Here is an 18,867-nt window from a genome sequence, read left to right as displayed (position 1 = left end):
ATTTACACCTTGGTGCGAGGAAAGCTTCCTACGGCAGTCACGGCCAGAAGTCCGAAAATACCGGTGAAGGCTACAATGCCCAAATCAAACCATTTATCCACTGTGTTGGGCTGCCGAAACCGGATTCCGAACAACAAAGCCAAACACAAGCCTATTCCTACAAAGGCGCTTACGCCGCTTATTTCCAGGTCCGCCGCCACATAGGAACTGGAGGGCTTTTCCGTCTTCAGAACAAAGGGGAAGAGAAGATCCGCAGTCTTGTGCAGCCCGGCTGTAGCGTCCCGCTCCAACACCTTTTCAAAAACCCGCTCCACGTAATACTCCCGGTCCGTTAACAGGCACCGGTAATTGAAGGTGTGCGTTTCTTCATCCTTCCAGGTGAGCATGAGGTTTCGATTCAGGGGATCGCCTATAAAGTAAAAGGTCATACGCTCCGGCTCGTATCCGGTCACGGGCAAAACCCTGGTGGAATAGTCTTCGGGGGCGATGAGGATGATTTCGTTCTTACCGTTGACCATGACGGCCATGAACTCCCGGGCCATGTTCTCCACCACGTCAAGGTATTTGACGCCCAATTCCGGCTTAAGCCCGGTGTTCCTGACAAAGGGCTCGCCCTTGACCTGCTTGATGTGAAAAAGCGTATTGGCGGAATCCAACACCATATATCCCCGGTCGTATGCCTTGCGGGTAGTGGGGTTGCCGGCGATGTGCGTCGCGGGAAAGGCGAACCCGGCCCCTTTAAGGGCTTTGGTGTACTTTTCCGAAGCCTCCTCATCCACTTGATTGGTTCTGGCCGTGATAAACTCCATACGATCCGAAATGCGGAACATGGAATCGGGCATGTCCAGGCCGGAAAACTCGGATTCCGATTCGAACAGGGGGTATAAATCTATCTGGGGGGCGTCGAAACTGGATGGCCTGATTTTTTCGAATTGCCGCTCCTGCCGGATGGCTGCCGACGAAATGCCTAGATCGGTTATGAATTTGGGAATCGTCTCCCATCGAACCAGGTTGTTGTAGTAGAAGAACGGAAGGTTTTCGTTATACTCCCTCCTGGAGTACTCTTTGCCTTCCTCGTCCAGGTATTTGGTTTGAAAATGCTCGTCGGTAATGCTGTAGACAAACTTATCCAGCATAATGCTGTACAGAAAAAACGGCCTGTTTTCGAACTTGCCGAAAGCCTTCCAATAGGCGTTGGGCAAGACGTAAGCCAAGGTGAGTATGAATACGGCGCAAAGCGCCAGCCTTGAAAATCGCAACATCAGTAACTTCCTCTCTTAAACCGGAATGCAGGCAGCAGGGGCGCAAAGCCCAGGACAAAAGCGAAGGCGAGATACGCCCCCAGGGAGTGTTTGTAGGCATCGTATCCTCCTCCCTGAAAGAAAAGCATTCCTACTAGGCAGCCCAAAAAGAGGAATGCAACCTTGCGCTGCCAGGAAGGCTCCAGCAAAAACAGGGCCATGCAAAAGTAGGCTGCAAAGCCCGCGGCAAGCCAGGGCGCGATGGTCCACAGAACGCTGGTAAAAACCTCGGCCGGATAAAGGGCCAGGGTTATCCAGGCCAGGCCTCCCATGGTGAGAAGGCAGACCGCAGCCAGGCTCGCCAGCCCCGCAGCCATCATCCAATACAAAGACCGGTTGTGGGCCAGGGGAAGGTGGAACAAAAGCCTGAGCCTGTGCTGCCTCGTCTCGAACACAAACTGAGTGAAGGCGAAGATGGCGCCCCAGGCCAAGGCGTTGTACTTTATGACGGTGTAAAAGTTTTTTTGAATATGAATGTAATTGTACCAGGCGTCCATGGCGGATTTGAATTCCATCACCTCCCGCACGGACAGCAGGATGTATACAAGCAGTCCGGCCGTGACGATGGCGGCGCCCAACAGCACCCAACGCAGCTTGATCCATTCCTTGTAGAACAATGATTTGATCATGAGAAAACTCCGCTCCGTCCCTTAATATTTACCGGTCAGGCCTATGAAAGCCTCTTCCAGAGTCATGTTTCGCTCGGACAAGGCTGAATTGGTGATCTGCAATTCCTTAAGCCTTGCCTCCACAGCTTCCTTGTCGTGAAAGGAAAACACGTTCACCTGGTCTTCCACGGCGTCAAAATTGGCGATGACCTCATCAGCGTGCAGGCCCTTGCCTTTATCCGGGGATGTGAAGCGGTAATGCCTCAATCCTTGCTGGAATTCCTTTAACGAGGACTGGACTATGACCTTTCCCTTGTTGAGAATAATGATGTCGTCCACCAGCTGCTCCATATCCTGAACAATATGGGAAGTGACCAAAGCCGTCTTTTTTCGCTCCCGGACGAATTTGGCCAGATAATCCAAAAACAGCCTGCGGTACCCGGCGTCCAGGCCCATGGAGTAATCGTCCAGAATCATGAGGTCCGGGTCCTGGGCCATGATGAGCCCAAGCGCCACCTGGCTGCGCTGGCCGCAGGACATGCGGAATATTTTATGGTTGTGGGGCAGCCCCAGCTTTTCCATGAGTTCGTAGTACACATCCCGGTTCCACTTGGCGTAAAATCCCGAGTAAAAACGATCAATTTGGGCGATGCTCATGAATTCGTACTGAAGGTGGCCTTCGTGCAAAAGCCCGATCCGGGTGCGGGTTTGGGGGCTGATGTTATAGGACGGCTCCCCGAATATCCGGCAATCCCCGCTGGTGGGTTCCAAAAAGCCCATGAGGATATTGATGGTCGTGGATTTTCCGGCGCCGTTCTTTCCCAGGAGCCCGAAAATTTTTCCCGCCTCCACCGTAAAATTCAGGTTGTTCAAAACCTGCTTTTTACCGTTGTAGCTGTGGCGCAGATTACGGCATTGAATGACTGGTTCCATAAATTTGCTCTTCCTGCTGTTTTGGTTAAAACTCCCACTTGGCTTCCGCCCAGAACAAGCGGCCCATTTCGTATTCTTCGCTGTCGCTTCCCACCCGGGAGATTTCGTCGAAGAGGTTTTCCACTTCCACACTCAGGGTGAGCTTCTGGGTCCTGTAATAGTTGCAAGTCCAGGAGAGTTTGACGTCGAAAATCCAGGCGTCTTCGTATTGAACTTCGTCGTACACGGCTGCTTCCGTAGCCAGGGAATCCCCGGTTATGGGATCCACGCCGCCTTCATCGTCCGGCAAAGGCTTGACGTCTCCTGTGTCCTCGATGCGAAGATATCCCTCCCGGAAGCTGGTGTGGCTCGTAAAGGTGAATCCCCAGGGCAGCTTGCCGGAATAGGTGAGCTTTCCGATAAAGGGCCGGTTGTAGTTTGCCGCCGGCAGTTCGGAAAGATAGATGAGGTCGCCCTTATACCAGATTTGGCTGGAGGTTTCGTCATCCTCCAGGGTGGTGTCGTAATCCGGGTTGGAACTCTTGCTTTCCTGCCAGTTGCAACTCATGGAAAGAAAATGCTTTTTCCAGGATTTTTCCCAGGAGGCCCGGTAGCTTTCGTGGCTGCTCTCTCCGTCGTTGGTCATGGTGAAATACCGAAGCCCGTCCGACTGCACGGGCCCATAGTCCCGGGCGAACTCGTCCTTGCCTTCCCGGCTTACGTATTTGGCTGAAAAAGTTCCGGTTAAAAGCGCCTGGTCGATTCCCACAGCGATTTCGTCCGAATGGGGGGTGTCCAGTTCGGAGTAGGAATACGTGCTGGAGCCGGACAGGGAGGATAGCTCCCAATCGGTCAGTTGGTTGTGATACGAAGTGCGGGTTTCGCGATAGAAGGGCTTTTTGGCTTCCCGCAACTTGTAAGTGAGGAGCGCACGCGCGTAATACCGGTTGGCGCCGAAGGAAAGCACCGTGTCTTCGTTGTCAAAAACGTCCAGAGTCATAAAAAACCGAGGCGCCAGGTTCACGTTATCCATATAGTCGTCCACAGTCACCCGCAGGCCGGGCGTCATAGAAATGCGCCAGATATCCAGCTTGTCCGAGAGATACCAGGCGTACAGATTGATGTTGGCTTCTGCGTCATCCTCGGGATACACGTTTCTGGTGGTGAAAAACTGTTCGTAAGCCACGGCGTCAAAGCAGTCGTCGTCGCAAATGATGTCGGGCGAAATCCGGGCGTCCTTGTACACGTATGTCGTGTCCTCCCGGGTGAATGTTCCGGCGGTTTGTTCGTACTCGAAGCCCGCCTGGAGAGAGTGCCGAATCCTCCACGTATCAAACTCGTTAAATTCTTTATCCAGGCTGGTTGTCAGGGTTTTCTGGGTTTTCTCAATGTCGCCGAATCCGCCTTCCGCGCTGGTTTCAGAACCGTTGATCTTTCCCCACGAAAAGGTGTCGGTAGTGGCCCAAAGCCGCCAATGCTGGGGCGACTCCCGGGTGTTCTCGCTTTCTCGGTACGAGAGTTTGACTTTCAAGGGGCCGGAATCCAAGGGGGCATGGGTGTAGTCAGCCAGAAATCGTGCGCCGCCCGCCTTGATTATGTAATCGCTGTTCATGGCGTTGCGCACAAAATATTTGCCTTCATACGGGGCGCAGGCAGCGGAGATGTCCAGAAAGTTGCTGTCGTTAAGGTCCCAGGCGTATTTGGCGAAAAAATTCTGGTTGCGCCGCGTTTGGGTTTTGCTTCCGTCCAGGTGGCGGAGGGGAATGTCGGACCATAAGGTGTTGTAACTGCCGATGACGCCCATGGAATCGTTGATGGGGGCGTTGAAGATGGCTGCGAATTCGTGCTTTTCAAATTCCGGCTGCTTCAGATAGCTGTCCGAATGCTCAAAATCGTACTCCCCGGTCTCGCCGCCGCCAATGTGAAAGGAGGCCCAATCCGACCGGGTGGTCCTGTATTTGACGCTGCCGGAATACCTGAGACCGGGTCGTTTGGTGGTTGCGTCCACCACGCCGCCGGTAAAGCCGCCGTAGCTGGCGGGTACGTTGGAATCGTAAACCTTGATTTGCTCCACCAGGTCTGCGTCCAGGAAAAACTCCTGGGGATGACCCGGCACGTCGTTCATGGTGTTGGGGTTGTCCGCGGCGGGGTCCAACAGGCTGTTGTTTCCAATCCCGTCGATGGAAAAGTTGTTCTCGTAAAACCGCCCGCCTGAAATGGATACGTTGGGAGGCAGAATTTCTCCGCCCGTAAGTGAACTGCGGGAATCCTCCGAGAACTGGATATCAGGCAGCACCTTGAGCATTTCATTGATGCTTCCGTTTCCGGCGGGCAGGTTTTGAAGCAAATCCTGGTCAATGACGGACTCGCCGGTGGCGGAGCTGGAGGCCTTGTCCTTCACCACTACAGCTTCCATGGTGTAGGCGACCTGAGGCGCCTGGGCGGCGTCCTCCCCTGCCGGAGCAGGTTGGGCTTGATCCTGGGGCGCCGGCTCCTGTTCCGCCCATGATGCGCAGGGCGCCGCCAGCAGGCACGCTGCTGCAAAACAGGCAAGACCCCGTTTGAACACATTTTTACAAAACATGATAATACCGCTTTCCATGAAACAAAATTACAAACCGGCGGCCCCGAGGGATAAAGGGCCGCCGGGTTAATTCGCCTTGCGCCGGATTTAGCCGGCGAAAAGCGGACGGGCGTCGGCGCCGTCTCCAATGCCGTCTCCGTCCGAGTCGTCATCCAATTCCAAGCCGGAATCCGTAATCTCCTGGGCGGTGGCCAGGGGATGGAAGAAGTTGGGCTTGCCGTCTCCGTCCGTGTCCACTGTGGCGACCGCCGTGTCCGGAAAATCGTCCGCTTCCGACATGGTTTGGGCGATGATTAAAAGGGCCTCGTTCCTGTCGCTGGTGTAGGGGATGGAATTGGCCGCATTCAGGGCGGAGTCAAAGTCCTTGGCGGCGGCGTAGGCTTCCACGATATCCACGATGGCGTCATATTTGTCCGTGGTGTTGTAAAACTCGTAGGCCGTGATCAAAGCCGCGTCCAGAATCGTGGCGGCCGTATCGTAAAATCCCGCATCCACATAGTATCCGGCTATGTAGATAAGCTGGCCCACCTCGTCGTCTATGGCGTCGTCGTGATCATCCTCTGCTGTGGCGCCGGTAAAGATGGCGTCAGCCTGCTCCGCCGCCGATTGAAGCGCGGGAAGAGCGGCGTCCCGGTATCCCATTGCCAGCATCTGGATTACGATGGAGCGGTATATGTCCGCGGCGTCGTCCGGATCGGCCGCGGACGCGTTGGCGTCTATCAAAGCCATGGCGGAATCCATCAGGCTGTCGGCCGTTGCGGTCTCGCCCATGTCAAAATAGACTTGCGCCAGGGAGCAGTAGGAATCCACCCTGTATTCGACGGATGCGATGCCGGAATCGGCGTAGGCTTTGCCCTTGGATAACTGGGACAAGGCCTCGAAGTCCTGGCCGTTGCGGTGATACAGGTCGCCCACCTTGGCGTAGCCCCGATGCACCTTGTACAGCCATTTGTAATAGTCCGTGCTTTCGGTCAGGTCGTCCACCAGGCCGGCGGCTTTTTCCAAAACCGCTGTGGCGCTTACTGTATTTCCCGCTTCGATGAGAGCCAAACCAACGTAGGGAGTGGCGTCATTGGAGGCGTAATAGGTCAGGGCCTCAATTTGATCCCTGCCTGCGTCGATCTTGTTGTCAACGATGTCCAGTGCTTCGTTCACGCTGCCGTTAGCCGCCTTGTTGGCGGCCATGGATTTGTAACATGTCTGCTGATAGCTCGCGGCGCTCTTGGTGGAGCCTGCGTAATTCTGGTAAGTGTCCGGGATGGACAGGGCCAGATCGTAGGCTTCCTGCTCATGTCCCGCTTGATACAGGGAAAGCACCATGTAAGGAACGTACACCCAGGTTTCGCCCGCGGTCAGGTTCTCAATGCCGTCATTGGCGCGCAGGGCTTCCGCAGCGTTAACCACAGCAAGAACTTTGTCCGCATCGCCGATGGCGGCGTACAGCTCGGCGGTTTCACTCATGTAATAAACCCTGGCCTTGTAATACTGCTTGCCGCTTTTCTCATTGGGCGGATAATTTTGGGTGTACCCGTAAAGCGTCTCGATTATGGGCCGGGCCGAGCCATAATCGCCCGCCTCTATCATATCTATGGCCACGTTTCTGGCGCCTACTGCCATGCGGCCCCAGGTGGTGATGGTGTTTTCGTTCTGGGCGATGGTTTCCATATAATCCAGAACGCCCAAGGCCGCGTCGTTGTCTCCGGCCTTGCGGTACCCGTTGCAAATCCCCTGTAGGTTGGTGGTGTCGGAGTTTCCGATATTGGACTCGCCCTTGGCGTTGATCACCCTCTTATAGTAGTAGTAAGCCTTGTCCAGGGATTCCAGGGCGTCGGCGGTATACCCGTGCTCGATTTGCCGCAGGGCCAGGCGGCGCCAACCGTCGCCCCGGTATTCGGACTGCCAGACATTGGTCAGGACGATGTCTTTCGCATCATTGAACAAACCGGCGTCCGCCGTTCCGGAGAGAACCTCCACCATGACCTGGTCGTTGACTTCGTCATCCCGCACGTGGCGGACCACTTGCGCTGCTTCATAAAGGTGGGAAACGTCGGACCCGTAGTAGTATTCCAGGCGTTTCTGATTGTCGTCTCCAAGGTATTCAGAGGCGGTAAGTTTTACCTCCACGTTGTATTCCGTGGAGTCGCTGGCGATTTCAGCAATATTTTCGTCGCTGGAAACCCCGGCGATCAAGGAGAGAAAATCAGCTTCCGAAACCAGGAAGTCCGCCATTTCGTCCAGGCTCAAGTCGTCGATTACATACCTGGCGAGGAGCATGGGAACCATGCCGTCCAAAGGAATTCCGTCATCTCCGCCGGCTGTCAGAATGGCCTGGGCCAACAGACGCACGTTGGACCAATAGGTCGCAATGTCCGCGCTCTCGATGTCAAAATCGGCGAAAGACTCTCCGGCGTCCTGAAGCTGAATGATGGCCCTGGTGATGGCCAGGGACAACTCCATTTCCTTGAACGCCTCTTCCGGGTCGGCGCTGGCGCTGAGAACTTGGTAAAAATAGGCGGCCATCAGGGCTTCTTCACCGCTTAAAATGTCCGCCAGCCCGGTTTCATTCAAAGATCCGTCCGCGCCGAACAGGTTGTTGAGGCCGGTAATTCCGTTTTCCGACAACTCTCCAAAGGCGTCGTCCGCGCCATTGGACAGCCTGCTCAATATCAGTTGGGTGAGGAACAGGGTGCGCTGCATCATGTCGGGATCTTCTGTGGGAAGATTGTCCAAATCCTCCTCGGAAACTCCCAACCACTGGGCTACGCGGGTCTTTACGTCGGCAAGGGCGTCTCCGGCTTCCAGCCGCAAGCTGATGAGAGTGGTGGCGGGGGTCACCGAGACTTCCGTCCCTTCAAACATTTCTAACGGAGCCTTGAGCTCCAGACCGTCGAAATTCACGCCGGTTTCCACGTCCTCGCCGCCCATGGCCACGACCATAATATCGTCCAGGTCCGCGTCAGGATCGATGCGCATGGTAAATTCGCCATTGGCATCGGTCTCCGCCTCGCAGGGGCCTCCCAGAGTTGAGCCGCACAAGTTAAGAATTTCGCCCGTGGTGCGGCTGTACAGATACACTCGGGCCCCGGAAATGGGGCCGTCCTGAACAGCGCCTGTGATGGCAAGGCCCGCGGCACCTCCGTTGTTGTTTTTCTTCGTAGTGACTGTATCGCTGTCGCTGCTGCTGCACCCGGCGAACAAAGCGGCCAAAATAATCAGGATGAGAACCTGATACAGAAAAGCCTTCTTCATCTTCCTCCTCCATCTACCCAAGTTTTATATTTTTTTGTGGAAAAAGCATCGGGAGTCCAAGCTCCAATGGGGATAGTTAGATATATAAAAATCTATTTTGTGTCAATATCATTTTTAGGCTTGACAAAAAAACTTAGTCATACACAATAACAGGGGACGGAAACAGGCCGCCAGGAAACTTAATTTGCATCCCGGCGGCCCTTGTAAAAACTCTAATCACCGGAAGGCGCAACACATGAAGCACTTACAAAGATCGGAATTGGGTACAGTTGGTTATCTGCATAGAACAAAGATCGGGATCGGGCGCCGTTTCCTGACGCCTTTAATGGTAATGATCGCAGCGCTTTGTCTGGCGGCGCCCGGCGCTTTGGCCTACGGAACCAAGGCGCCCAAGAAAATCCCCATTGTCATGGTGGGGGACCGCCTGGTGGATGTGGCTTATCATTTGGGGGTGGTTCCGGAGGTTATGAGCGTGCGATCCTCCCATTGGCCGGCCTCCAAAGAATTGGAGATGGTTTCGGACACGCTCATGTGTCCCACGCGTACGCTTGGGGATACGAGCCTCTTGGTGGAAACGGCGAAAAAGCATGGAATCACCCGGGTGATCGCCGAGTCCCGGGCCGGATCTTGCAGCGCGAATTCAACCATAAGCATGGTCAAGCTGGAGGACAGGCTGAAAGAGCACGGGATGACCGTGGAATTCGTGGATTTCAGCGAAGGCCTGGAAAAAGCGGTTCAGGAAATTGCCGCGGTTTTAGGGGTTCCGGAAAACGCGGCGTCGGTGTTGGAAGAATATAAAAAGAAGACGGCCAAGGCTGAAAAAGCCATGCCCAAGAAGCCTTTGGGCAAGAAGGTGGTTGTGCTTAAAGGCGTATACAGCGAAGAAACCGGCAAGTCCTTTTTGCAGGTGGAGGCGCCCGAAGGATACACTGACAGATTTCTTCTGGAGCCCCTGGGCTGCGAAAACGTGGGAAACCGGATGTTTCGGGAAGGAGCCAAGGAATCCCACGGTTACTACACCCTGCGCCGGCTGACCAACTTGGGCGTCGCCAACCCGGACGTGATTGTCATGACCGGCGATTCTTACGCCGGGCAAAAGGCCCTCAAGGAAGCGCTGGCGAGAGATCCGGAATTGCGTAACGTCCCGGCTGTCCGGTCCATGGCCGTATACAGCCTGCCCGCATTCGTCAATTCCAGCGCATTGGGGTATCCCGCTATTCTTTACAAGTGGATCAAAGCCCTGGAAATGTAGAGTCCCGGAAGGAATAAAGCGCCGGAAAATCAGGTCCGAGCTTCCTTTGCGCTGCAAATCCTTCCGCCTTGACTAAAAAAGGAAAAAGGCCGGATTACCGAAAGGGCGTCCGGCCTTTTTGCTTTTGGAAAATGGATTAAACCAAAAGCCTCAGGCGAACGGCTAAATAAAAGGAATTTCAGTTTCAGCAGTTTCAAACAGTTTCCAGTTTCAGGGGACATCCTATAATGTCTCCTAAAGCCATGCCGGAATTCCTCCGAGTCCTTGTAGCAGATTGTGGTGAGAATCCCCAGGCCGCCGGCCTCGGAAACGGGCGCGGCGATTTTGGAGGTCCCCGTTCCCCTCAGCCCCATGGCTCCCTGGATAATGGGGTATTGGACGCCCAGCATTCTGGTCAGGTCGTTTTCTATTTTCATGTCCCGTCGCTCCGCCCTTTATGTTGATCTACACAAGCCCTAACCGGTCAGCCGTTTTGTCCAGATGATACTGCACGTCGCCGAAGGCAGTCTCGCAGGCCTTGGCCTTTCGATAATAAAAATGCAGGTCGAATTCGTCGCAAAATGAAATCGCCCCATGAATCTGGTGGCTCAGGGCGGTCACCCTTTTGGCCGCTTCCCCGGTCCAGGCCTTTGCCATGGAGATTTCCACGGAGGCGGGAAGCCCCTGGGCGACGCGCCACGCCGCCTGATAGGAAATCAAACGGGCGCCGTCCACATCCACGACCATGTTGGCGCAGTGGTGCTGGATGGCCTGGAAGCTGCCTATGGCCCGGCCGAACTGCTTTCGGGATTTGGCGTATTCCACGCTTTGCTCGAAGGCCGCCTGGATGACGCCCACCGTTTCAAGGCATTTCGCCAGGGCGGCAAACTCCTGGAGGCCTTCAAGGCCTTCCCGCATTGCTCCCAGCGTTCCCAGGATGTTGGCGCGGGGAATATGCACATTGTGAAAGGTTGCACTGCATTGTTTTTCGTAAGCAAAAGTGTTCAGGGGGGAGCACTGGACGCCGGGGCTGCGGGGATCCACCATCACCACGCTTAAACCCTCGCCCGGCCCCTGTGCAACGCAGAGGATGTAGTCGGAAATATGGGCGTTCTCCACAAAAAGTTTGGCGCCGTTAAGAACCAGATCCTGGCCGGTGTCCGTCAGCGTGGTCTGGATACCGTCCAGCCCGTACCACTGATGCGTTTCGGCGACCGCCAGGGACAAAATGAGATTCCCTTTGGAAATTTGGGGGAGCAGTTCCTTTTTTTGCTCTTCGGTCCCCCATTGAATAATGGCCGCAGCGCCCAGCGCCACGGTGGAGAAAAAAGGCCCGTTGCAGCAGACTTCGCCCATGGCTTCCAGGATGAGGGCGAGGTCCAGAAAATCGCCTCCCATGCCATCGTATTCCTCGGGAATCATGATCCCCTGCCAGCCCAGCACCGCCATTTTTTTCCAGACATTCCGGGAGAAGCCTTCCGGGTCGTCGCGCATTTCCCGCACCGTGGACACCGGGCATTCCTTTTTTAAAAATTCCCGGGCCGACGACTTGATAAAGCCTTGTTCCTTGGTCAAATCCAAATCCATTGATACGCTCCTTTTATCGCTTTCCCTATGGGAAGGATAATATCCCGTTTATCAAGCCGTTACTTGGACGGCAGGCCAAGACCCCGCGTGGCGATGATATTGCGCTGAATCTCCGAGGTTCCGGCGCCGATGGTGGCGGAGATGCAGTCCAGGTATCCCCTGGGCGCCATGCCGTTCATGGGCGCGCCCTGGGCAGGGTCCATCAACATGCTGTACGGACCGAGAATTTCCATGCTGGCGTTGGCCAGCATCCGGCTCAGTTCGGTGGTGACCAGTTTGAGGGCCGAGGACTCCACGCTGGGAATTTTCCCCTGGTCCAGCAGGGTGGCGGTTCTCCAATAAAAAAGATAGGCAATCTCCACCCTTGCGGCGATTTCGGCCAGCTTCCTTCTCACGTGGGGATCTGCGCCGAGAGGCTTGCCGCCCCGCTCCGTCCGTTTTACGTAGCCGCAAAGCATTTCCAGCCCGTGCTTGAAGGCGCCGATATTTACAATAAGCCTTTCAAAATCCAGGGCCGTCATGAGGTAGTAAAAGCCCATGTTTTCCTGCCCTATGAGGTTTCGGGCGGGCACGCGCACATTGTCAAAGAACACCTCATTGAACGAGTGCACCCCTATGATGTTTATGAGAGGACGAATGGCGACCCCGGGGGTATTGTTGTCCACGACGATAATGCTCACGCTCCGGTGGCGATGCCCGTCCGGGTCGGTGCGTGCGATGACCCAGCCGTAATTGGAGGCGTGGGCCAGGCTGCTCCAGATCTTCTGGCCGTTGAGGACGTATTCGTCTCCTTCACGGACGGCCGTGGTCCGGATGGAAGCCAGGTCGGACCCTGCGTCGGGCTCGCTGTAACCCAGCCACATTTCAATTTCGCCCTTGGCGATTCCAGGGACCCAGTCCTCCTTGTTTTCCTCCGTGCCTATTTGCAGGATAGTGGGGCCCATGATGGCCGTGGCAATGTTCAAAGAGGGGGCGCGATAGTAGCTGGTGCGCTCAAAATAGATGGCCTGCTCCATGTTGGAAAGGCCCCGGCCTCCGTATTCCTTGGGCCAGGAGACCGTAAACCATCCTTCATCCACCATTTTTTGCTTAAAACTTTCCGCGTCCTTCCGATCCTGTTCGGAATCATATTCCATGGCGCCGTATCCGCCGGGCCAGCTTCTGGCTCTTTCCTGCCAGTCCGGGGGCAGGGCGCTTTTGATGAATTCTTCCAGCTCGGCTCTGAAAGCCAATTCCTTTTCCGTGAATTGAAACTCCATAGTTGCTCCTTTTTTGATCCGTGAAATCAGGCCTTTCTCGGATTAAATTCGGCGCGTAGGCGTTTTTAGAAGCCTTCGAGCCTGGCGATCACCTGGCACATGACTTCGTCAGCCCCGCCGCCGACGGAAATAATGCGGGCGTCCCGATAAAAGCGCGTAATCAGGGCTTCGTTCATAAATCCCATGCCGCCGAACATCTGGATGCAGTCAGCAGCGACTCCCTGCAAGACCTTGGCGGCCTTCAGCTTGCCCATGGAAATCTCCCGGGTGCATTCCAGGCCCGCCATTTTCATCTGGACGATGTGATAGGTCAGGGATTTCAGGCACTCGATCTCGGTCAGCCATTGGGCCAGGCGATGTTGCAAAAGCTCGCGCTTTATTAGGGGCTTGCCGAACACAACGCGCCCTTTGATATAGTCAATCGTCAGGTCGATGATGTCCTTTGCCACGATGTAGCCTCCGGGGATGGCGGAAAACCGCTCGTGCTGGAATTGCTGCATCTGGTAGATGAAGCCCTCGCCTTCCCGGCCTATGAGGTTTTCCTTGGGGATGCGCACGTCGTCGAAAAAGAGCTCGGCCGTGTCGCTGCTGCGCATACCCAGTTTGTCGAGCTTCTTGCTGACCTGGAAGCCCGGCAGGTTGGTGGGAACCACGAACAGGCTAAAGGAATGATATCCGGGGTCGTCGCTGGTGCGGGCGAGCAGCGTGAGATAGTCCGCCTGGGTTCCGTTGGTGATATAGGTTTTGGACCCGTTGATGACGTAATGGTCTCCGTCTTTCTTTGCGGTAGTGGCCAGGGCGCTCACGTCGGACCCGGCGCCCGGCTCAGTGACGGCGATGGAGGTCACCATGTCGCCCGCTATGGCCGGGACCAGGTAGGTCTCCTTTAAATATTCGCTGCCGAATTCATAAATGGCGGGCGTGGCCATGTGGGTTTGCACCGCAATGGCCACGGGCAGGCCCAGGCCCTGAATATGGGCCAGTTCCTCCAGAAAAACCAGTTCGTACCAATAATCCAGTCCCTGGCCGCCGTATTTGGGATCGTACCGGATGCCCAGGAATCCCAGGTCTCCCATTTTTTTGAACAACTCGTGCAGGGGCGTTTCTCCGGTTTCCTCCCATTCGTCCAGGTTGGGGGCGATTTCCTTTTTCACAAAATCCCGAACCGATTTTCGAACCAAGTCATGCTCTTTGGTGAAATACATCTGGTCTGCCGTCTTGATATTTTGCGTTGTCATGGCTTCCCCCTCTATTTTTGTTTTTGGAATAAGCAGTTGGGTTAATTGGCGGTTTAAAGGCTGCCGCCTTCAGTCAGATTTTCAGGGCTTGGGAAAAGACCCTGGCTTGGGGCCTTCCGCCGGAGGGCCGGCGAATATTTGGGCCACGGACATCCATTTTTCCGCCGCGTCCCCAATCACTTCCAGATTAACGTCCTTGAAATGCCTGCGCTGGATTACCACCAGGCAGAAGTCCTCGGCGCCGCCCGTAATTTTGTCTGCGGCCGTCTCCTCGCCCCAGGTCCACAAATCGCCGGAAGGGCCGGTCAATTCCACCCGCACCGGAGCGTCAGGAGGCGTCAGATCCCGAACCTTGAAGCTCCAGCCAAAGGTGGCCACGCCCAGGTGGGCGATGTGCTTCAAACGGTCGGTGGCTTCCCGCTTGACGCCCAGGGCGTCCACAATATCCTGGCCGTGGGCCCAGGTTTCCATAAGCCTTGCCGTTGCGGAGGATCGGGCGCTCATGGGGATATGCCAGGGAAGGCGCTGCTTGGGATCGCAAGCCAGGTAGGCGTCGATCATGGCCTTGCGCTCCGCCCTCCACCACGCAAGAAGTTCCTGGTTGCTCCGGTTCATGCCGGGCTCCAGGGTGACTTCAAAAAGCCGGTCGAAATTTTCGATCATTTTGGTCATTTCCATGTCGAAACTCTCTTTGTCCGAAGCGGACAACCGGGCGAAATAGTCAAAAAAAGCAATGTGGGAGATTTCCGCCTTGACGGTCCAGCCGTCAAACGGCGTTACAATGCCCCACTGTTCGTCGCTGATGTTTGCAACAATATCGTCCAATGCCTGGCCTTCGGCGGCCAGGTCCTCGCAGATTGCCTTCATGAATGCACTCCTGTATTGGATTGATTTTTTGGCCGCTTTCAGCTCTCCTTTGGCTCGAACATGACCTTTTCGGTGAAAATGGTGACCGGGATGCCGTCCTGGTTTTTCAAAACGTGCTTCAGGTTCACCAGATACTTGCCTTTTGACGTCACGCGGTCCACATAGGCCTCCACCTCCACCTGCAGGGTGTCGCCGGGAAAAGCCGGATATTTCACCACAGCCTCCAGCCCCACCATGCCGTGGAAGGCGCCCAGATTTTCCTCCTGGGCCAGGGTGTCGATCACGTCCATGATTCTGGTTGCAATGAGGCCCATACCCAGCGAAATCAGCAAGGGCGCGGGGGCGAACCTTTTATTATGCAGGCCCGGCAGGGTTTGCTGCACAAACTCCATATCGATAAATGGGGGCTCGTGCAGTCCGATCAGGTTGACGAAATTGACAATGTCCGTTTCAGATAGAGTCCTCCGGTGAGAGGTTATGCGGCAGACCTTTTTATTTTCCTCATTCACAACAACCTCAACTTTTCCTACCATGGCGCCCTCCTTTCCAAATTATTCGCCTTCCTCCTGAACGGGAGATCAGGTTTCAATGACAAACATCACGTCTCCGTCTTTGAGGGGTTGTTCATTTTCCGCAAGGATTTCCACGATGGTTCCGTCCGCCGTGGATTTGACCTTTTGAAATACCTTCATGGTTTCCAAAAGCCCCAGCACCTGTTTTTTCTTCACCACGTCCCCCACTTCGCAATAAGGGGGCTCCTCGGGAGCGGGCCTGCGGTAAAATACGCCGGACATCTTTGCTTTGACTTGTTTCTTCGCCATGCGCGCCTCCTATGGGAATTTCAGAATATGAATGTTTTTTTCGCGCAAATCAGGACGGCGCCGAACCATGCCGCTTGCGTCTTTCGGGCAGGGTTTCTTCCTTGTCCTCGGTGATGGTCAGGGCCTCGATGATCATTTTTCTTGTGTCCTTGGGCAGAATGATTTCGTCCACCATCTGGTTGGACCAGGACATGGCCGTATCAAAGGCGTCGACTTTTTCCCTGGAGTATTTCCAGAAAGTCTCCCGCACGTCCTCCTCGATGCAATCTCCCAGGACCTCCTTGTAGTCCATGGTGGAAGCCTCCACCGCAAACTGGGCGATGGGCCAGGCGTAGGTGATATCCGCGCCCATTCCCTTGAGCCCGCTCATAAACAGGCTGCCGGCGTCGGCGTAGGATTGCCTGAGCACCACCCCGATTTTGGGTATGGTCGCCGTGGCGTAGACGTCCAGAACCTTGCCAATGTGCCTGAGCACTCCGCGCACTTCTTCATCCTCCCCGGGAACGACCGGCGGCGTGTCCACCAAATTCACCAGAGGAATGCTGTAAGCGTCCAGAAGCTGCAGAAAGCGGTAGTATTTGTCGCAGGCATCCACATCCAGGGCGCTTCCGGGATATTTGGGATTGTTGGCCACAAGGCCTACGGAGCGGCCGTCGAACCGGCAAAAGCAGCAGGTCAGGTTTTTGGCGTATTCGTCCTTGATTTCAAAATATTCGCCCTCATCCACGATGGCCTTGATGACGTCGTGCATGTCATAGGTCTGGGAAAAGTCGTCCGGGACGATGTTCGTCAATTCGGGCGTTTCCCGGTGTGGGTCGTCTGTTTTTTCCCACATGGGGGGCTTGTGCCGGTAATTGGATGGCAGGTATCTGAGCATGTCCCTGCACATGAGCAGGGTTTCCTTGTCGTCGTTGCCCACGGCGTCGCAGGTGCCTGTATATTGCATGTGATAGTCGGCGCCGCCCACGTTTTCGTCATAGACTTCCGACGTGGCCGCCTGAGTCTGGCGAGGTCCGCCCAGCCACAGGGTGCCTGAAACCCGGCTCATGAGCAAGAGGTCGCACAGGGTGGGCAGATACGCGCCGCCGGCTATGCACGGCCCCATAAGCACCGTAATTTGGGGAATCACCCCGGAGTACCGGCTTTGGGTCCGAAAGTACCAGTCTATGCCGGCGAAAGGCACGTCCTGATAGCCCAGGCGCCCGCCGGAAGAGTCCATCAAGTGGATCATGGGGAGTCCCCACTGGATGGCAAGCTCGTTACCCCTCGCCAGCTTCATGAGGGTCTGGGTTCCCCCGGAGCCGCCCAGGACGGTGAAGTCGGCGGAATGGACCATTACGGTTCTGCCGTGTATACGGGCTGTACCGAAAAGCACCCCGTCGCAGGGGGCGTCCGACTTTCTGCCGTCAATGCGCACGCCTGTGGTGTTTACGCAGGTTCCCACTTCCTTGAAGGAGTTCGGATCAACCAGGATGTCAATGCGTTCCCGCGCGGTCAGCTTGCCCCGTTTATGCTGGCGGTCAATATGCTCCTGTCCGCCGCCCAGCTTGTTTTTTTCCTGAATATCCAAATATTTTTGAATGGCTGCATCCATTGTTGCGCCCATGCTTCTTTCCTCCCGTTGCTTGATCAGGCCGGTTTGACGGCTCTTCTTTTTTTAGGGGTGAGTTCCCGCTTGTTGGCCGATGCTTTCAAGGCTTTGACGATGCGCTTCCGCGTGTCTCTGGGGTCAATGACTTCGTTGACCGTGTAGTAATGGGTGTAAGCCTTGCCGAAGGTCATGACGCTGAACTGCTCCCTAAGGGTGCTCAGGAGAAAGTCGTACACTTCGTCATAATTGCCGTCCTCCTTGGCTTTGGCCAATTGCTTGTGAAACACCGCAAGCACAATGGATTCAGGACCGGTGGGAGCGAACTCCGCTGTGGGCCAGGCGAAAATAAAGTCAGGCCCCATTTTCGAGCAGCCCATGGTGATGTTGGACCCCCCGTAGGAACGGCGCAGCACTATGGTGATTTTAGCTGTGGTGACGTTGGCGTATCCATGGAGGTTTTTGGCGCCGTGGCGGATCACGCCCCGGCGTTCCCACTTATCGCCGGGCGGGTAGGCCGTGGTGTCGGAAATATTGATGAGGGGGATGTTGAACGTGTCCAGAAACATCATGAACCGGTCGTACTTGTCCGAGGAGTCCGGCTCCATGATGCCGCTCAGTTCATCCGGGTTGCTGGCGACAATCCCCACGGGCATGCCGTCAAACCGGGCGAATCCGGCAATCAGGTTGGGCGCGAAATCCTCCTTGATCTCAAAAAACTCCCCATTGTCCACAATCAGCTCTATGACCTCGTGCATGTCATAGGTGAACTTGGGATTGTCCGGCATGATGGTGAGCAGTTCCTCCTCGCGGCGATCCGGGTCGTCGTCCGAGGCGATTGCCAAAGGCTTTTCCCAGCAGTTTTGCGGCATGAATTCCAGCAGGCGCCGCGTGAGCTCCATGGCCTCCTCATCGCTGCCGGCCAGAAGGTCCACCTGGCCGCTTTCCTCCATGTGGAAGTCCGCGTTTCCCGCGTCCTCGCTTTTCCGTTCGCCTCCCAGCCACATGAATCCCGTGTTTTCGTTCATGATGGTGAAATCGGACAGGACGGGAATTTGGGCCATGGGGCCGGTGCAGGGCCCCAGAACCAGGGAAATCCGGGGGATCACCCCGGAGTACAGGCAGTAGTTGCGAATCAGCTTTGCATAGCCGTACAAGCCGATGGCGCCGTTTTTCAGGCTCATGCGGGAGCCTGCACCGTCGAACATCCCGATGATGGGAACCTGCTCCTTGCCGGCCATGTCCACCAGTTCGGCGATCTTCCAGGCCCCTTGATCCCCCAAAGCGCCGCACAAGACCGTAAAGTCCAGGGAGTAAACCATGATCTGCCGGCCCGCGATTTCCGCCCCTCCCATGACAACGCCGTCAGCCGGGGTGGGCTTGGATATCTTGCCGGAGGCCTCCCGGAAATCCCGCACCAGGGCGCCCATTTCCATGAACGAACCCTTGTCCACCAGAAGATCGATCCTCTCCCGGGCCGTGAGTTTGCCCAGGCTGTGCTGCAGGTCGATGCGATCCTGACCTCCTCCTTCCAGGTTCTGCTCATGAACCGCTGCCAGCCGGTCCATGAACCCGTCCATCCATTTTCCCATTGGTTCTTCCTTTCTTCGTAGGATATCCTA

Annotated in this window: 14 protein-coding genes; 1 reads left to right on the top strand and 13 read right to left on the bottom strand. The window is 55.7% G+C overall.

Annotated features, from left to right (window positions below; genetic code table 11):
• Positions 1–2: 2 nt before the first annotated feature.
• From BUE18_RS13055 to BUE18_RS13035, 5 genes are all read right to left on the bottom strand, one after another.
• Positions 3–1,262: a DUF4857 domain-containing protein gene (locus BUE18_RS13055; protein ID WP_073476381.1), complete on the bottom strand. Its 1,260-nt coding sequence runs from the start codon at positions 1,260–1,262 to the stop codon at positions 3–5.
• On the bottom strand, positions 1,262–1,930 hold the full coding sequence (locus tag BUE18_RS13050) for a hypothetical protein (protein ID WP_073476379.1): 669 nt from the start codon (positions 1,928–1,930) through the stop codon (positions 1,262–1,264). Before BUE18_RS13050 ends, BUE18_RS13055 begins: the two co-directional genes overlap by 1 nt.
• 21 nt (positions 1,931–1,951) lie before the next feature.
• Positions 1,952–2,842, bottom strand: a complete 891-nt coding sequence (locus BUE18_RS13045) for an ABC transporter ATP-binding protein (RefSeq protein ID WP_073476377.1) — start codon at positions 2,840–2,842, stop codon at positions 1,952–1,954.
• Positions 2,843–2,867: 25 nt separating this feature from the next.
• Positions 2,868–5,405 carry a TonB-dependent receptor plug domain-containing protein gene (locus BUE18_RS13040; protein ID WP_073476376.1) on the bottom strand — a complete coding sequence of 846 codons (2,538 nt, stop codon included), beginning with the start codon at positions 5,403–5,405 and terminating at the stop codon, positions 2,868–2,870.
• An 87-nt stretch (positions 5,406–5,492) separates the two neighbouring features.
• Positions 5,493–8,654, bottom strand: a complete 3,162-nt coding sequence (locus BUE18_RS13035; protein WP_073476374.1) for a hypothetical protein — start codon at positions 8,652–8,654, stop codon at positions 5,493–5,495.
• 325 nt (positions 8,655–8,979) lie between these two features.
• Between BUE18_RS13035 and BUE18_RS13030 the strand changes: the two genes are divergently transcribed.
• Complete coding sequence (locus BUE18_RS13030) at positions 8,980–9,906, top strand: ABC transporter substrate-binding protein (RefSeq protein ID WP_170868358.1); 927 nt, start codon at positions 8,980–8,982, stop codon at positions 9,904–9,906.
• 444 nt (positions 9,907–10,350) lie between these two features.
• On the opposite strand, the gene BUE18_RS13020 is transcribed toward BUE18_RS13030, so the two are convergent.
• The 8 genes from BUE18_RS13020 to BUE18_RS12985 form a co-directional block, all read right to left on the bottom strand.
• Positions 10,351–11,472: an acyl-CoA dehydrogenase family protein gene (locus BUE18_RS13020; RefSeq protein WP_073476369.1), complete on the bottom strand. Its 1,122-nt coding sequence runs from the start codon at positions 11,470–11,472 to the stop codon at positions 10,351–10,353.
• A gap of 59 nt (positions 11,473–11,531) precedes the next feature.
• Positions 11,532–12,731 carry an acyl-CoA dehydrogenase family protein gene (locus BUE18_RS13015; protein ID WP_073476367.1) on the bottom strand — a complete coding sequence of 400 codons (1,200 nt, stop codon included), beginning with the start codon at positions 12,729–12,731 and terminating at the stop codon, positions 11,532–11,534.
• 65 nt (positions 12,732–12,796) lie between these two features.
• Positions 12,797–13,969, bottom strand: coding sequence for an acyl-CoA dehydrogenase family protein (locus BUE18_RS13010; protein WP_083610996.1), 1,173 nt, complete (start codon positions 13,967–13,969; stop codon positions 12,797–12,799).
• Between the two features lie 81 nt (positions 13,970–14,050).
• Entirely contained in the window at positions 14,051–14,836 is a 786-nt protein-coding gene (locus BUE18_RS13005; protein ID WP_073476365.1) for a TIGR03084 family metal-binding protein, read from the bottom strand.
• Between the two features lie 38 nt (positions 14,837–14,874).
• Positions 14,875–15,369 carry a MaoC family dehydratase gene (locus tag BUE18_RS13000; RefSeq protein WP_073476363.1) on the bottom strand — a complete coding sequence of 165 codons (495 nt, stop codon included), beginning with the start codon at positions 15,367–15,369 and terminating at the stop codon, positions 14,875–14,877.
• Positions 15,370–15,414: 45 nt separating this feature from the next.
• A complete protein-coding gene (locus tag BUE18_RS12995; RefSeq protein ID WP_073476361.1) occupies positions 15,415–15,657 on the bottom strand; it encodes an acetyl-CoA carboxylase in 243 nt (80 codons plus the stop codon).
• 49 nt (positions 15,658–15,706) lie between these two features.
• The gene (locus BUE18_RS12990) at positions 15,707–17,263 is read right to left on the bottom strand and encodes an acyl-CoA carboxylase subunit beta (protein WP_083610995.1); all 1,557 of its coding nucleotides are present in this window, start codon (positions 17,261–17,263) and stop codon (positions 15,707–15,709) included.
• Positions 17,264–17,286: 23 nt separating this feature from the next.
• Positions 17,287–18,837, bottom strand: a complete 1,551-nt coding sequence (locus BUE18_RS12985; protein ID WP_083610994.1) for an acyl-CoA carboxylase subunit beta — start codon at positions 18,835–18,837, stop codon at positions 17,287–17,289.
• Positions 18,838–18,867 lie beyond the last annotated feature (30 nt).

The organism is Desulfatibacillum alkenivorans DSM 16219 (assembly GCF_900142135.1).
GTDB lineage: Bacteria > Desulfobacterota > Desulfobacteria > Desulfobacterales > Desulfatibacillaceae > Desulfatibacillum > Desulfatibacillum alkenivorans.
Note: the sequence above shows the minus strand (reverse complement) of the source record. Positions and strands in the feature narration are given on the sequence as shown.

What these genes read in the sequence shown, in the direction of transcription:
- BUE18_RS13010 (WP_083610996.1), bottom strand. Translation starts at nt 13,969, where the DNA reads ATGACAACGCAAAATATCAAGACGGCAGACCAGATGTATTTCACCAAA.
- BUE18_RS13050 (WP_073476379.1), bottom strand. Translation starts at nt 1,930, where the DNA reads ATGATCAAATCATTGTTCTACAAGGAATGGATCAAGCTGCGTTGGGTG.
- BUE18_RS13040 (WP_073476376.1), bottom strand. Translation starts at nt 5,405, where the DNA reads ATGTTTTGTAAAAATGTGTTCAAACGGGGTCTTGCCTGTTTTGCAGCA.
- BUE18_RS13015 (WP_073476367.1), bottom strand. Translation starts at nt 12,731, where the DNA reads ATGGAGTTTCAATTCACGGAAAAGGAATTGGCTTTCAGAGCCGAGCTG.
- BUE18_RS13020 (WP_073476369.1), bottom strand. Translation starts at nt 11,472, where the DNA reads ATGGATTTGGATTTGACCAAGGAACAAGGCTTTATCAAGTCGTCGGCC.
- BUE18_RS13005 (WP_073476365.1), bottom strand. Translation starts at nt 14,836, where the DNA reads ATGAAGGCAATCTGCGAGGACCTGGCCGCCGAAGGCCAGGCATTGGAC.
- BUE18_RS12990 (WP_083610995.1), bottom strand. Translation starts at nt 17,263, where the DNA reads ATGGGCGCAACAATGGATGCAGCCATTCAAAAATATTTGGATATTCAG.
- BUE18_RS13030 (WP_170868358.1), top strand. Translation starts at nt 8,980, where the DNA reads ATGGTAATGATCGCAGCGCTTTGTCTGGCGGCGCCCGGCGCTTTGGCC.
- BUE18_RS13055 (WP_073476381.1), bottom strand. Translation starts at nt 1,262, where the DNA reads ATGTTGCGATTTTCAAGGCTGGCGCTTTGCGCCGTATTCATACTCACC.
- BUE18_RS13000 (WP_073476363.1), bottom strand. Translation starts at nt 15,369, where the DNA reads ATGGTAGGAAAAGTTGAGGTTGTTGTGAATGAGGAAAATAAAAAGGTC.
- BUE18_RS12985 (WP_083610994.1), bottom strand. Translation starts at nt 18,837, where the DNA reads ATGGGAAAATGGATGGACGGGTTCATGGACCGGCTGGCAGCGGTTCAT.
- BUE18_RS13035 (WP_073476374.1), bottom strand. Translation starts at nt 8,654, where the DNA reads ATGAAGAAGGCTTTTCTGTATCAGGTTCTCATCCTGATTATTTTGGCC.
- BUE18_RS13045 (WP_073476377.1), bottom strand. Translation starts at nt 2,842, where the DNA reads ATGGAACCAGTCATTCAATGCCGTAATCTGCGCCACAGCTACAACGGT.
- BUE18_RS12995 (WP_073476361.1), bottom strand. Translation starts at nt 15,657, where the DNA reads ATGGCGAAGAAACAAGTCAAAGCAAAGATGTCCGGCGTATTTTACCGC.